Origin of the sequence: Nocardia sp. A7, assembly GCF_046549215.1 — a bacterium.
Classification (GTDB): Bacteria; Actinomycetota; Actinomycetes; order Mycobacteriales; family Mycobacteriaceae; genus Nocardia.
This window is the reverse complement of sequence record NZ_JAJPWE010000001.1, coordinates 648995-662984: the sequence shown is the minus strand read 5'-3', so window position 1 is coordinate 662984 and position 13990 is coordinate 648995. Positions and strand designations below refer to the sequence as shown.

The 13990-nt window shown below is 68.5% G+C and carries 12 protein-coding genes; 6 read left to right on the top strand and 6 right to left on the bottom strand.

Annotated features, from left to right (window positions below):
- Nucleotides 1–15: 15 nt before the first annotated feature.
- Nucleotides 16–1152 carry an esterase/lipase family protein gene (locus ACLJPD_RS02915; protein WP_410870134.1) on the top strand — a complete coding sequence of 379 codons (1137 nt, stop codon included), beginning with the start codon at nt 16–18 and terminating at the stop codon, nt 1150–1152.
- Nucleotides 1153–1442: 290 nt separating this feature from the next.
- On the opposite strand, the gene ACLJPD_RS02910 is transcribed toward ACLJPD_RS02915, so the two are convergent.
- From ACLJPD_RS02910 to ACLJPD_RS02895, 4 genes are all read right to left on the bottom strand, one after another.
- Nucleotides 1443–2006 (bottom strand): hypothetical protein, encoded by a 564-nt coding sequence (locus tag ACLJPD_RS02910; protein WP_410870133.1) that lies wholly within the window; start codon nt 2004–2006, stop codon nt 1443–1445.
- A 330-nt stretch (nt 2007–2336) separates the two neighbouring features.
- Complete coding sequence (locus ACLJPD_RS02905) at nt 2337–3008, bottom strand: hypothetical protein (protein ID WP_410870132.1); 672 nt, start codon at nt 3006–3008, stop codon at nt 2337–2339.
- On the bottom strand, nt 3008–3664 hold the full coding sequence (locus ACLJPD_RS02900; RefSeq protein ID WP_410870131.1) for a hypothetical protein: 657 nt from the start codon (nt 3662–3664) through the stop codon (nt 3008–3010). Before ACLJPD_RS02900 ends, ACLJPD_RS02905 begins: the two co-directional genes overlap by 1 nt.
- A gap of 212 nt (nt 3665–3876) precedes the next feature.
- A complete protein-coding gene (locus tag ACLJPD_RS02895; RefSeq protein ID WP_410870130.1) occupies nt 3877–4371 on the bottom strand; it encodes a hypothetical protein in 495 nt (164 codons plus the stop codon).
- A gap of 86 nt (nt 4372–4457) precedes the next feature.
- Here ACLJPD_RS02895 and ACLJPD_RS02890 point away from each other — a divergent pair, with 86 nt between their 5' ends.
- On the top strand, nt 4458–7820 hold the full coding sequence (locus ACLJPD_RS02890; RefSeq protein WP_410870129.1) for a WD40 repeat domain-containing protein: 3363 nt from the start codon (nt 4458–4460) through the stop codon (nt 7818–7820).
- Nucleotides 7821–8342: 522 nt separating this feature from the next.
- Here the strand turns inward: ACLJPD_RS02890 and ACLJPD_RS02885 are convergent.
- Nucleotides 8343–9311, bottom strand: coding sequence for a cation diffusion facilitator family transporter (locus ACLJPD_RS02885; protein WP_410870128.1), 969 nt, complete (start codon nt 9309–9311; stop codon nt 8343–8345).
- A gap of 213 nt (nt 9312–9524) precedes the next feature.
- Between ACLJPD_RS02885 and ACLJPD_RS02880 the strand changes: the two genes are divergently transcribed.
- The 3 genes from ACLJPD_RS02880 to ACLJPD_RS02870 all read left to right on the top strand — a co-directional run bounded on the left by ACLJPD_RS02880 (nt 9525) and on the right by ACLJPD_RS02870 (nt 12881).
- Nucleotides 9525–10622: a sensor histidine kinase gene (locus ACLJPD_RS02880; protein WP_410870127.1), complete on the top strand. Its 1098-nt coding sequence runs from the start codon at nt 9525–9527 to the stop codon at nt 10620–10622.
- Nucleotides 10619–11299 (top strand): response regulator, encoded by a 681-nt coding sequence (locus ACLJPD_RS02875; protein ID WP_410870126.1) that lies wholly within the window; start codon nt 10619–10621, stop codon nt 11297–11299. The genes ACLJPD_RS02880 and ACLJPD_RS02875 overlap by 4 nt, the downstream gene beginning before the upstream one ends.
- A 172-nt stretch (nt 11300–11471) precedes the next feature.
- Nucleotides 11472–12881 carry a nitrilase-related carbon-nitrogen hydrolase gene (locus ACLJPD_RS02870; protein WP_410870125.1) on the top strand — a complete coding sequence of 470 codons (1410 nt, stop codon included), beginning with the start codon at nt 11472–11474 and terminating at the stop codon, nt 12879–12881.
- On the opposite strand, the gene ACLJPD_RS02865 is transcribed toward ACLJPD_RS02870, so the two are convergent.
- Nucleotides 12872–13207 (bottom strand): hypothetical protein, encoded by a 336-nt coding sequence (locus ACLJPD_RS02865; protein ID WP_410870124.1) that lies wholly within the window; start codon nt 13205–13207, stop codon nt 12872–12874. The two genes, ACLJPD_RS02870 and ACLJPD_RS02865, sit on opposite strands and share 10 nt — an antisense overlap.
- A 246-nt stretch (nt 13208–13453) precedes the next feature.
- Between ACLJPD_RS02865 and ACLJPD_RS02860 the strand changes: the two genes are divergently transcribed.
- A complete protein-coding gene (locus ACLJPD_RS02860; protein WP_410870123.1) occupies nt 13454–13990 on the top strand; it encodes a sigma-70 family RNA polymerase sigma factor in 537 nt (178 codons plus the stop codon).

Genomic DNA, 13990 nt, shown 5'->3' with positions numbered 1-13990 from the left:
CCAATGAATGCAACGATGCATCCCCTTCGGCGTGCGCTGTGCGGTATCGGCATCGCCTTGGTGCTGACCGCGGCCTCGGGCCCGGCCACCGCGACACCTGCCCTCGAGCCGACAATCGGCTCACTGGCCGACCATGTGAACGCCGGCACAGTGGCCGCCGCCGACGGCCGCACCCCCACCGCCGTCGCCGACACCGGCAGCGCCTCGGGCAGCAGCTCGGGTTCGGCGGGCAGCCGCGCCTCCGACGCGGTCGGCGAGGGCCCCGAGATGTCGGCCTATCTGCCCGCCTTCGCCTACGGCCTGCTCCATCCCGACGCCGCACCGCCCGGCGCCAATCGCTGGGGCTGCAAGCCGTCGGCGCGGCACCCGCGCCCGGTGGTGCTGCTGCACGGCACCTGGCTCAACGCCTACGACACCTTCTCCTACCTCTCACCGCGCCTGGCCGAGGCCGGGTACTGCGTGTTCACCCTGAATTTCGGCAAATCCGGGCTGCTCGAGGTCGGTGGCCTCGGCGCCGTGCTGCCGGGCCGTTTCGGGGTGGGTCCGATGGCCGACTCCTCGCGTCAGGTCGCCACCTTCATCGAACGGGTACGCGCGGCGACCGGGTCGGACCAGGTCGACATCGTCGGCCATTCCCAGGGCGCGACCATCGCGAACCATTACCTGAAGTTCGAGGGCGGGCTGGGCAAGGTCGCCGAGCTGGTCAGTTTCGGCGGCACCCATCACGGCACCTCGCTGCTCGGGATCGCCACGCTCGGCCGCATGATCAACAACGCCGGCATCGACATCATGGGCTTCTACCGCCCGATCATCGGTGCGTCCAATGTCGAACAGGCCGTGGGCTCGTCGTTCTACACCAGCCTCAACGCCACCGGTGACACCGTGCCCGGCGTCGCCTACACCGTGGTCGGTTCCCGCTACGACGAGGTGATGAATCCCCTCGACCTGGGCTTTCTGCGGGCCGGGCCGGACGCGACCGTCGACAACATCGCCCTGCAGGACGGCTGCGAGCAGGACGTCTCCGACCACCTCACCATGATGTATTCCCCGCGCGCCGCCTCGATCGCGCTGCGGGCCCTCGATCCGGAAGGCAGTCCCACCTTGGCATGCACCTTCAATCCCTGGTTCTTCGGTGGCGGCGGCAGCCTGTAACCGTCGACGCAGCTGCCCGTTCGCCGCGTGCCCTGCGCACGCACTTCGCGTTCGGGCAGTTGGCGCTGCGCATGCTCGCCGGCCTGCCGATCGGCGAGCGACAAGAAGGTGTCAACGGAACGAACCAGCCTGTGCCACAGCGATTCCGAACATTCGCACCTGCTCGTTGATGCCGCGATCGCTGTCGAATGTTGAGGCCGTACTCCCGCGGAGGAAGGTGGCCGGTCGTGGTTGCGCGGTGGACGACGTCGATTCGGTCCGGCTGACGGTGACGAACTTGTCCGTCGAGCTCACAGGTCCGCCACGTATCGGTCGTCGTCGGGATCGGCTTCGACCGCCGCGATATAGACGTCCAAGCGGCGCCGCAACTCGTGCACGGCCAACTCCTGCGCCGCCACCAACTCGTCGATCGTCACGCCACCGGCCGACGTCACGGTCGGCCGGAACGCACAGAGATCGCCACGGTTCGCCTCGATCAGCATCCGCTCCGCGGCCCGCTCCTGCTTGTCGATCGCCGCCCCACGACGCCGGTTCCTGGTGTCCTCGTCGAGCCGATGACGAGCGATGGCGGCGATCAACGAGTGCCGCCGCCGATCGGCCCCCTCGACCTCTTCGGCACCGTGCCGCCGAGCCACCTCGACATCACCCGTAGCGGCCGGTTCCGCTTCCCGCGCGCGGGCTTTCTCGACACTCTCGAGATACTTCTCCTCACCATCGGCGAGCAGCAATCGCGCCTGCGCTTCGAAAGCCGCGGCCGTCCCCCGCAATCCGGCTCTGGCGTGCGCACTCACCTGAAACACCATCGCCGCGGCGACAGCGAGCTGCCGCGCTGCGTCGTTCCTCGAAGGTGTCATCCCCGCATTCCTCACTACCGGGCCGATTCGCGGGCCGTCGAGAACATAGATGCGCCAGTTGCCCGCAACGGTTCGCCGCGAACCGATCGCCGACCGGATGGCATCAGTGTCGGTGAGGGGTTTCACCGACGTCGTCGCCACCACGGCGGCGTCGGTGGAGTAACTACCGCCCCTGGGAGTGCCGGCCGCGCCGCTGCTCGTCGAGTGGAGCCGCAGGGGGGTTCCACCCGGCACCGCGGCGCGCCCTCCCAGGGTGCAGCTGAACCCGATTGCCGAGGCGAGCACTGTCGGCAGTCGGGTTCGGTTGCCGTGCGTCGGAACCCTCGACGATCAGCTCAAACCCGCGATGATCGCTGCCCGCACCGGATCACCGGCGGACAGGCCCTTGGCCACCCGGCGCCACGCATTGCGCCCGGCCGTCAGCGAGCAGCGCACGGCGTCGGTGACCGCCGCTGTGTGCGTGTCACCGAGCGCCGCACCCGGCAGCAGCGAGATCTCGAGATCCTCGGACATCGTGAGGGCCCTGGTGACGACCTGACCGGTGAGCGTGCCGTCGTCCTCGGCGTAGAGGACGACCAGCAGTTCGGTGCGCTCGGCACCCAGGCTCACCGCCACCCGCACGATGTCGCCCGCCACGGCCCTGGCGCCGAACGAGTGCACCGAGATTCGCGTCTGCTCAGCGCCCGCTGGTGCGCGGGTGAACTCGATCCCCAACTCCCGGTCGAGTTGTTTCTGCACCGCGTGGGTTGTCTCACCCTCCGACGATGCGGCGAGCGGTTGCACACTCCAGCCGTGCACCGCCATCACGGCCCGGCGCGCACTGAGGGAGGTGGGTTCGTCGCTGAACTCCCTTGTGCCGCTGCGTAACACCCGCTCGGCGATCCGTGCCCCGGCGGCGGCGGACTCCGCGTCGACGGCAGTGTCGTCGGACTCGGCGAAGGCGATCAGCACATCGATATCGACGGGCAGGCCCACGCGGTCCGCGTCATGATCCGGCGCCATCACGCTGTCTCCTCGTTGTCCCGATCGCGGGCGTCGAGCTGCGCACGCACGGCATCACGCAGCAACTTGGCGCCCGCCGCGCGTAATCGCTTGACCTTCTCCTGGCTGAACCGCAGGTCCCTGGCCACCTCGCCGGTGGTCTGCACATCGGTGTAACTGCCGTCCGCGGCGATCACGAAGGTCGCCCGGAGCACAGCGGCGGTCTCCTCGTGTGCGATCGAGGCCAGTGCGTCCTGCAGGACCGCACGGTCGGCGAGCCGGTTCTCGGCATCTCCGCACCGGTGGTCCTCGAGTACCAGGACAGCGGATTCGTAGTCGACCCGCTGGCCGGGGTGGCGCTTCTCGGCCGTGCGACTGCGCCGGTCCTGCAGCACTTGCCACTGAAGCTTCTTGAGCACCAACGCTTTCCAGTGCCGGATCCGCTCAGCGGGCAGTGTCGCGGTGAGCTCGACCATCGTGTCCTGGGCGACGTCTTCGAAGTCGCTGCGCATGTCCGGGTCGATCCGTTCCAGGACGTAGCGCGCCTTGGCCGCCGCATAGCTCGACATGGTGACCAGATCGGCGCCGAAGATGTGGTCGACGACCGCGGGGCGCAAGTGTGCGGGGACCTCGCTCCACGCGGCGCCGAGCCATCGGTCCAAGGGCTCCGAACCCAACAGATACTCCCACTCGGCCGGCGACGGGCAAACCACGGCTCGCGCGATGGACGCCGTCGATCGTACCCGCGCCGCAGGCCGGGCCGACAGCCGCGGACGGCGGAGCGCGGTCAGTGATCGACCATGTCGCATCGCGGCGCCTCCTCCTCTGGCGTCGATGGGGGCTCGGTGTACAGATGCGGTTGTCGCCCCGACCGGTTCGCGAGGCAGCGTCAGGCGGGGCAGGCCGGGGAAGCGACCATGAACGAGAACGCGATCTGGCAGTACCAGGCCTTCTCGACCTTCCACTTCCCGCCGTCGGCGACGAAGTTCACGATGAGCGGATACGGTGGGCCGTTGTTGATCGAGGCGGTGCCGTCGGCGAGCATGCCCGGTGGTGCGGTGCGGGTACTCGTGATGGTGATCGAGATGGTGGCGCCGCCCTGGCGGGGTGCGTCGGCGACTCGGTTCGGCAGCTCGGGGTCGCTCTCGATGCCCTGGATGAGTTCCAGCTTCTCCGCGTTGGACACCGTCGTGTCGAGCAGGCGCCGCATCAGCAGCCCGATTTCCTCGGCACGGGGCAGCGGTGGCACGGAAACCTGTTGCGCTGCCGCCGTTGTCGGCGCCGGGACGGCGTCCTCGGCGGCCGAACAGCTCGCCGCGAGCCCGATCACCGCGAGCAGGGCCGTCGCGATCGAGTGGCGTCGGGCGATGGGTCGTCTCGACAACGTGGTCCCCTGGGTCGATCGGTGGTGTGCTGGGATGCCATCGTATCGGGAGGGTCGGGTGATGCCCGGCGGGAGACGGGGGACAGATGACGGTCGAATCGACCGCCCAGCCGGCTGACGCGCTGTCGACCGATGACGCGGTGCTGATCGAGCTGACCGGCGCGCCGCAACGGTGGCTCGCGCTGTGCCGCGATGCCGTGGCCGCGGGGCCGGAGGCCGCGGGCCGACTGCTCGCGGCCCGGCGGGAGACGGGTGTGCTGGCGCGGCAGTCCTTGGCGCGGTGGAAGGACCTCGCCGCCGCCGACGATCTGCTCGAGGAAGAAGCCGAAGACCCTGACGCGCAGGGCCGCCGGATCACCGCGGACCTGTCCGCCGCGCGTGCGATGGCCGTGCTGGCGCAGGCCCTGACCGGTTCGATCGACATCGGGAACGCGTGCGAGGTGTTCCTCGACCACGCCGAACGCGCCGGTCTGATCTCGGTCGGCACCCAACTGCTGCCCGCGGGCATTCCGATCACCAGTGAGAACGCGCCGCTCGGCGATATCGTGCGGCATCTGCTGGGCCAGGGCGGGCGGTCGGCGCGCGGATACGCCATCATGGTCGCGTTGGAGTTGGCCGGGCATCGACTTCCCGTGGTGCGCAGCAGCCGGATCAGCGTGCTCTTCCTGAACTTCGGCGGTGGTGGCGAGGTGGGGGTGCTGCGCCTGGACCAGGTTCGTGGCGGGCCGAGCGGCCTGCATCCCGACCCGGCGCGAATGGGGTTTCTGCAAGCCGACAGTAAATTCACCGACAGTCTCGAAAAGGCCTGGCAGATCAGCCGATTGGCCGCCACCGACGCCTGCGTGTTGTGGTCGGTCTCGATCCGCGGCGGCGCACCGGCCAACGACATCAACGGTGCGTCGATGGGAGCGGCGATCGCGGTCGCCCTCGACGACCTCGCCCCACGGCATGCACTACTGCGCAAGCTGCGCCCCCGGCGACTCGACCCGGAATGCGCGGTGACCGCCGGGCTTTCGGGCGCCGACCTGACGGCGGTCGGCGGCTACGCGGGCAAACTGTCCGCGGCGCAACGCTCGTCGCTGCGCGTGGTGGTGGCCTCGGCGGCCTATCGCGAAGCCGCCGATGAGGCACCACAGAACTATGCCGACCGGATCTCGGCCGCGCGCACGGTCACCGAGGCGATCGCGAGAACCCGCACCCGGGCAAACCTGGCGCTGTGGATGGTTTCGGTCGCGGCCGCGCTGGCCGTGCTGCTCGCGGCGGCCTCGGTGACCGAACTCGTCGGGCTGCGAATCGAGAACGCGGCCGCGCGGGCGGAATCGAATTCGCGCCTGTTCGCCGGTGTCGCGCGCGGCGGCGGCAACCTCAATCCCGCACTGTCCCAACAGATCGCGCTCGCCGCTTACCGCACCGCCCCGACCGAGGAAGCGCGCTCGGCACTGTTGGAGAACACCGCGACGAACGCGCCGATCCGGATCAGCCCGGGTGTCGTCCTCGGCCGCGGCGTTGTCTTCGATGTGGACGCACCGCGTATCGCGACGACCGCGCAGGGCGACGTGATCGCGATCGGCGAGGGCGACGGCACCGTGGAATTGGTTCGGGTGAACGACGCGGGTATCGACCGGTGGCCGCGATTCGCCACCGGCAGCGGCCACATCCGCGACATGGCGATCAGCGCTGATCACGCATGGTTGGTCGTCGCAGGCGATCTGGGGTCGGCCCTGTGGAACATCGCCGATCCCGCCGCCCCGCGCGCGGTAGCCCAGCTTCCCCTCGCGGGGCGGTTGCCCGCCTCGGTCGCGCTGAGCCCCGACCTCGGGTTCGTCGCCATCGGTACCCACAGTGCGACGGTGTCGGTCTGGCACCTCGGCGACGATCCCGCGCACCCGGTCCCGTTGCCGACGCTGTCGATCTCGGGACAGCGTGCTGAGGTCGCGCTGAGTGATCGCAGCCTGGTCGTCGCGGCGCCGTCGCTGTTCGGCGGAATCTGGACGACCACAGTGCGCGGCTGGAACACCGCGACCCTCGACCGCGACCAGGCACCGGCGTTCGACCGTCGCGTCGAACGTCCCGGCGGTGCGGAGGCGCGGTCGGTCGAGTTCAACGCCGACGGCACCGTGCTGGCCGTCGGCCTCAATCCGGGTGAGGTCGCGCGCTGGCTGGTCGGCGCGACCACCCTCGAGCCGATGCCCGCGGTGACGAGGGGCGCCAACGAATACATCGACGTGTCACTGGCCCCGGACGGCCGATCCGCGGTGATCGTCGGCGGCGATACCAGAGCGCGCATCCGTGATCTGGACACCGGTGAGGTCGCGGTCACGTTCCCCATCGACATGGTCGCGAGCGCGCGCCTCCTCCGCGGTGGAAGATCGCTGGTCACCACAAGTTTCGACCACGCGGTACACGTGTTCGAGCTACCGGGTCCGGTCGTGTCGACCAGTCCGCTGACGCTGTTCCGGTTTCCGCTCGACCAGCCCGTCCTCCCGCGGGATCTGTTCCCGCACCTGCGAACGCTGGCCCGAACGCCCTTCGCCACCGACCGGGCGCCCCTCGACGGCGACCCCGCGGGCCTGGTCGACGTCGTCGCGATCGGCGCGGACAGAGCCAGAGCGGCGACCAGAACCGAATCCACGATCCAGGTGTGGGACATCACCGATTCGGCGATTCCGCGCCGTGTCGGCACCCCGCTCAGCGCGGCCGGTGTCGACATCCGCGCCATCACCTTCAGCCCCGACGGCACCCTGGCCATCGGCCACAGCATGACCCAGACCGTCGAAATCTACGATGTCACCGGCGAACCCAGGTTGCGGTCGAGTATCCGATTCGGCCGCGGCTACCCGACCTCGCTCGCCTTCAGCCCGGATGGCAGCCTGCTCGCCGTCGGCAGCCACCGCACCGGCAATGTCAGCGTCTTTCCGACCACGCCCGCCACGGCGCCGATCGCCGAACTGTCCGATCTGCCGACCCCGGGACAGACCATCTCGCTGGCCCTGAGCTCGCGTGGCACCCTCGCGGTCGGCACCCTCACAGGCGCCTTCGTCTACGAGCTCGGCGAGCCGGGCACCGCGCCTCGTGCCCTCACCGCGCCCGCGGGCGCCAACGGCTCCGCCGGTTCAGTTGCCTTCGACCCCGACGGAACCCGGCTCGCCATCGATGACATCGTGAGCGGCACCATCCTGCTCTGGGACTACACCGACCCCGCGCAGCCCACGGCCTACGCCACCATCGCCCGCGGCCAGCGCCACCGTCAACCCACGATGCTGGCCTTCGCCGCGGACGGCGCCATCCTCACCGAATCCGCGGTCGACGGCACCCTGCGTCAATGGCGTACCGATGCCGCCGCCGAGGCCGACCGCATCTGTGCCAGCGGCACCACCTCGATCACTCCCGAGGAATGGGCCGACGCGCTGCCCGGTCATGCCTATGTGAATACGTGTCCGGCGAACTGATTCATCGCGCCCGATATGCCTATTTCGCCTTTGTATGTGACAGTGTGTAGCGGTGCCCCTATTTCTCGGGGCAAAGGAAATGTGGCCTTATCGGATGTCGTCATCCGAATCTCATCGAGTTCTCAGATTTAATGGAGAATCATTGGGTATCGCGCGAAAATGCCAGTTGTGGGCGGTGTTGTGGCCCAACTGTTATCAGCGTCACTAAATCGGAAAAACCCGTAACCCGTCGCGTTCCGGCCTCGATAGGCCATTCGTAAGCCAGCTCCGGCTGGGCCTATGCGAGAAACAGAGGAATTACTATGATCCCCGTTATCATCGACACCGGTAGCGCTGCCCTCGGCGGCCTCTTCAATACCCTTGGTGCCGCTCTGAACGGCCTGGTCGACACCCTGTGGACCGGTTCCTTCGGCGGCTGAATCAGCCCCATGGGTCGATGAAACGACCTGGTCCTCGCCAGCGGGTGACCGACGAGAAGGCCTCGCATCCGATGGATGTGGGGCCTTCCCTCGTCGGTGGGTGTCAGTGGGTGTGGGGAGCCTGCTTGGACAGGTGCTTCGGGCCGTGCGAGTCGGCGCACGGGTGGGAGTCGCGGTTGCCGATGTCGAGCAGCTTCGGGCTCGCGTGGTCGACCTGCAGGGTGACGTGCTCGATGTGGTGGTCGTGGTCGAGCATGTGCGCGATGTCCTCGCGGACGGCGTGGCAATCGTGGCCGGGCTGCACGAGCACGTGTGCCGACAGCGCAGGGGATCCGGACGTGATCTCCCAGATGTGCAGGTCGTGCACCTCGGTGACGCCGTCGCGTGCGGCCATGTCGCGGCCGACCTGCGCGGGGTCGAGGTGTTCGGGCGCGGCCTCGAGGAAGATCCGGCTCGACGCCTTGATCAGCCCGATCCCGGCCTTGATCATCAGCGCCACCACGATCAGCGTCGCGACCACGTCGGCCTGGACCCAGCCGGTGAGGATGATGACCAGACCGGCGACGGCGGTGGCGATGAACGCGAACAGGTCATTGAGAATGTGCTGGTAGGCGCCCTCGACATTGAGACTGGTGCGATCGGCGCGGCTGATCATCCAGGTGGCGAGCACGTTCACGGCGACGCCGACCAGCGCGGTGATCAGCACCAGCCAGCCGTGCACCTCCGGCGGCTCGAACAACCTGCGAATGGCTTCGTAGCCGAGCCAGAGTGCCAGCAGGAGCAGCGTCAGCCCGTTGGCCTGGGCCGACAGGATCTCGGCGCGCTTCCAGCCGAACGTCATCCGCCCGGTCGCCGGTCGCGCCGCGAGCCTGATCGCCCACAGCGCCAACGCGATCGAGGCCGCATCGGTGGTCATGTGCGCGGCATCGGAGAGCAGTGCGAGCGAATCGGCGATGATGCCGACGATCACTTCGCCGATCAGGAAGGTGACGATCACCGCCAGCGCCCCGGCCAACCAGCGTCGATCGCCCTCGGCCGATATCCCGTGGTCGTGCCCGTGCCCTGCGCCCATCGCGTTCCCCTCTCTGTGGTCCGATCGAACGCAATCATATGCACGCATCGCTATGTGTGCAATCCGTTCTTGATCCAGCGTGATCGTCGCTGGTCACCGGATGTTGCCGTAGCGGATGTCAGCCTATGCCTGAGCGTACGGTCGCAGTGCTGCGCGCCGAATCACTCCCGAGAGTGAGGTGCGGCGGCCTGTTTCCCGACACACTGGGACGTCGTGGGAGTACCTCAGGAACATCCGTCGCCGCTGGACGCGCTGGTCGCCGCCGTCGTGACGGCCGCGACCGTCGTGCCCGCACTCGTTGTCGAGGCATCGTGGTGGGTTATCGGGCTCTCGGTCCTCGCGTCGGCGCCGGTGTTGTGGCGGCGTCGGGCTCCGGTGGGTGTGCTGTGCGTGGTCGGGCCCGCGATCACCACGCTCGGCTGTGTGCATGCGCTGCCGGTGCTGCCGTTCGGCACGGTCGTCTGTGTGTACACGATCGCGGCGTACTGTTCCGCGGGCCAACGGCGGATGACCTTCGTGCTGGTCGCATTGGGAATTCTGGTATCGCTGCTGGTGCCACGCGAGACCGCTGACTCGTACGCCTATGCCGCGATGTCGTTCATGACGGCGTGGGCACTCGGGTCGGGCGTGCGCGCGAAGCAGGCGCAGATCGACGCACTCGCCGAACGGACGCGACGTCTCGACGACGAACGCGACGCCGCCGTGGTTCGCGAGCGGCTGCGGATCGCCCGGGACATGCACGATGGGCTCGCCCACACGGTGGGTGCGATGATCGTGCGCGCCGAGACCGGTCCGCTCCTCGATCGGGCGGATGCCGACGCGGCCTTCGCGGCGATCGCCGACAGCGGGCGTGCTGCCTTGCGAGAACTGCGCCACAGTATCGGTGCGCTCCGTGAGGACGATCCGCCGCATCAGCCGGGGGTGGCCGCCATCGCCGACCTCGTCGCGCTCGCCGAACAAGGGGGTCTGGTCGCCCACTTCACCGAACACGGAGCCCGCGTGCCGATCTCACCGCAAGCCGATGCCGCCGCGTATCGGATCGTGCAGGAGGCACTGACCAATACGGGCAAGCACGCGAAGGCGACCCGGGTCGATGTGGCTCTGAGCTGGTCGTCGGGTCGGCTCGGGGTTCGCATCGCTGACGACGGCACCGTAATGGAACGTGCGCGGGTGGGTGACACCGACACGACGGGCTTCGGTTTGATCGGGATGCGGGAACGGGTGCACGCGTGCGGTGGCCTGTTACGGGCGGAGCCGACGCGTTCGGGGTTCGTGGTGTCGGCCGATCTGCCACTGGCACAGGGGAGTTGACGATGCGAGTGCTCGTCGTCGACGACCAGGAATTGTTCCGCACCGGGTTTCGCCTGATCCTGGAATCCGAACCCGATATCGAGGTGGTGGGGGAGGCCTCCGATGGGGTGGAGGCAGTGACGGCGGCCCGCCGACTCGCGCCCGATGTGGTGGTGATGGATGTGCGGATGCCGCTGCTGGACGGGGTGGCCGCAACCGCGCGGATCTGCGCGGATTCCGCAGCGAAAGTGCTGGTACTCACCATGTTCGATGTCGATGAGTACGTCTATGCCGCGTTACGAGCGGGAGCGAGCGGGTTTCTGCTCAAAGATGCGCGCAGGGCCGAATTGATCGGTGGGGTAAGGGTGGTCGCCGCCGGCGAGGCGCTGCTGGCCCCTTCGGTGACACGGCGGCTGATCGCCGAGGTAGCCGGACGCGCGTGCGCGCACCCGGAAGCGTCCGCGCAGCTGGCCACGCTGACCCCGCGGGAACGCGACATTTTGCGAGAACTCGCCGCAGGCCGTTCGAACACCGAACTCGCGGCCCGGTTGGTCGTCACCGAACACACCGTGAAAACCCATGTCAGTTCCGTTCTTTCGAAGCTGGGCCTGCGCGATCGGGCGCAGGCGGTGGTCTTCGCCTATGAATCCGGGATGGTGTCTCGGGGGGACAACCAACTACCGGGCGGTGCGAGGTGATCTCACTCGTGTGAGGGAGGCAAGTCCGCTCGTGCGGGCGATGTGCGAAAGCCCTCTCCACCGCGACGATTGGCCGGTGACATCTACTGAAGAGGCTGTGCGCGAGAGGTTCTCCGGACGACCCGGTCGGCGAGCGCCCGGTCGAGTGTGGCTTGTTTGGTTGGCTGCGACCGTGAGCTCGGCGGTGCTGTGGAGTATCGGAACCGGCCTGCATCCGATCCCCGGCATCGCCCTACTCGCCCCGCTCCCGGTGCTGTGGCTGGCTCCACGGCAGTCCGCTCCGGCGGTGTACGCGGCGGCGGTGTTGTCCTGGCTCGGCGGCAACGCCAGGTACTGGTCCTATTTCACCGAGACTCTGCAACAACCCAGGGTGACCACTGTCGCCCTGTTATTCGGCAGCGCACTCGCCTTCGGGGCCTGCGTGGCACTCTTTCGGAAACTGCTGATGCAGGCCAGGTTCGGGTGGGCTGTGCTCGTGCTACCCGCCGCCTGGACCGCCGCAGAGTTCCTCTTCGGCATGGTCGGCGTGTTCGGCGCGTGGTGGAGCATCGGGTACTCCCAGGCCGGAGTGGACCCGATCGTGCGCGTCGCCGCACTGACCGGGGTGTGGGGGATCAGCTTCCTCGTGCTCGCGGTGTCCAGCGCGATCGGCACGACGATCGCACCCGGCATCCGAACGTCACGTCGGCTGTCGGTAGTGGGCGCGACGGTCGTTGTCCTGGCCGCCTTCATCGGCGCAGGTCTATGGTCGTCCGCGTCGGCAAGCCGCGGACCGGTGACGCGGGTAGGGCTGGTCGCTCTCGCGCAGCCGCCGATGTACGTCCCGGTCGCGTCGCCCGATGGTGCGCGGATGATCACCGAGGCGGTCACCGCCGTCGACCAGCTCGCAGATCAGGGTGCCGACGTCATCGTGTTCTCCGAGAAGGCCTGGCATGCAGAACGATCCGACCTGTTCCTGTTGCGCGACCCGCTCACCGCGGTAGCCGCTCGCCGCGGCGTCGACGTGGTCGTAGGCCTTGAACTCGAGCAACCCGACGGCACTATCAACGCCGCCATCGCCTATCCGGGCGAAACCATCTATGCCAAGCGGCATCTCGTTCCCGGGCTCGAATCCGAACTACTGGTCGGTTCGGTACCGGTCCAGATCCCCGGCCGCTCCTGGGCGCTGGCGATCTGCTTCGACCTCGACCGCCCGGCTCTCGTTCGCCAGAACCGTGCCGAGGGCGCGACGCTCATCCTGGCTCCCGCACTGGATTTCAGCGTCGACCACTGGCTACACAGCCGGATGGCAGTAATCCGCGCCGCCGAATCGGGTATCGCGATCGCCCGCTCCGCCCAACTCGGCGAGTTGACCGCCATCGACGCGCGGGGCACCGTTCGGGCATCGGTGCGCACCGACATCACCGAAACCCACACGGCGCTAGCCGACGTCCACACCGCAGGCGATCTCACTCCCTACGTTCGCTGGGGCGACTGGTTCGGCGCACTGTCGATCGCACTGACCGTGGCCTGTGGACTCGCCGTACTACGTCGCCCAGCGCCGCTGCCGAGGAGACCTCCTGAATTCTGTGATCAGTCCTGATCGGGCCAGGTATCGGCGACGACCAGCCGGCCCACCGCCAGCAGCAGCGCGTACTGCGCGGCGATCACGCCGGTCGGATAGGTCGGCCAGAACGACACCGCCCCGGTCGCCTTGTCGATGACGTACACCGAGCCGCCGATCGGCATCGGCCGATCCGGTGGCGCGTGCAACGGCTGCACCGCGAAAACGGTGAAGCCGTCGGCGAATTCGTCGATCTGTCGGTCGTGTCCCGGCTGGTCGGCTGGTAAGTGCTCGGCCGCCACTCGCGTGGCCTCGGCCAGGTCGACCGGCGTCTGCGCGTCGGTCGGATATGCATGGATGTCCACGTTGTTCGCTCCTCGCGGACGATTGTCGTCGCCCCGCCTCCGATCGTGCTGGACTTCGCTCGAATGCGCGAGCCTCGCGACGACCGGGCCCGGAAGCGGAGCGAGCCCGGCGTCCCTGCTCCCCCCTCCTGGAGCAGGCCCGGCCGGGCTCGCAAGAACTACCTTCCGGCACCGGCCCAGCAGGATCCTGAAGAGTCGCTTAACGCGCGGCGTTGTCATCGGCGCGGTCCGCCGCGATATCCCCATATGACGGACAACTCCTGCGGTGCGCGCTGTGCGCGCCTGTGTACCAGGGACGGGCTGGCCGAGGTGGTGGCCACCGATCGCGGCCTGCTGCACTGGCGGGCGATGCGCAGTCTCGGCGATGCGGGCCTGGCCGAGCACGCGGTCCAGGAGACCTTGCTGCGCGGCTGGCGGTCCTGTCAGGACTTCGACGGTCGCAAGGGCAGCGTGCGGACCTGGCTGCTGGCGATCGAACGCAATGTCATCATCGACATCATGCGGGCCCGCGCCATCCGGCCCGGAGATGTGGGCTGGGACGACATCACCGAGGTGTCCGTCGGTGGCGGGCCGGATTTCGCCGACGGCTTGGTCGACGGGCTGCTCGTCGACCAACTGCTTGCCCGGCTCCCGGAGTCTCAGCGCGCGGCGGTGACCGAGGTGATCCTGCGCGACCGTGGCTACCGGGAAGTCGCCGCGGATTTCGGTGTTCCGGTCGGGACCGTGAAGACCCGGGTGCACTACGCGCTGCGCTCGCTGCGGCAATTGCCAGAAGTTGCCTGA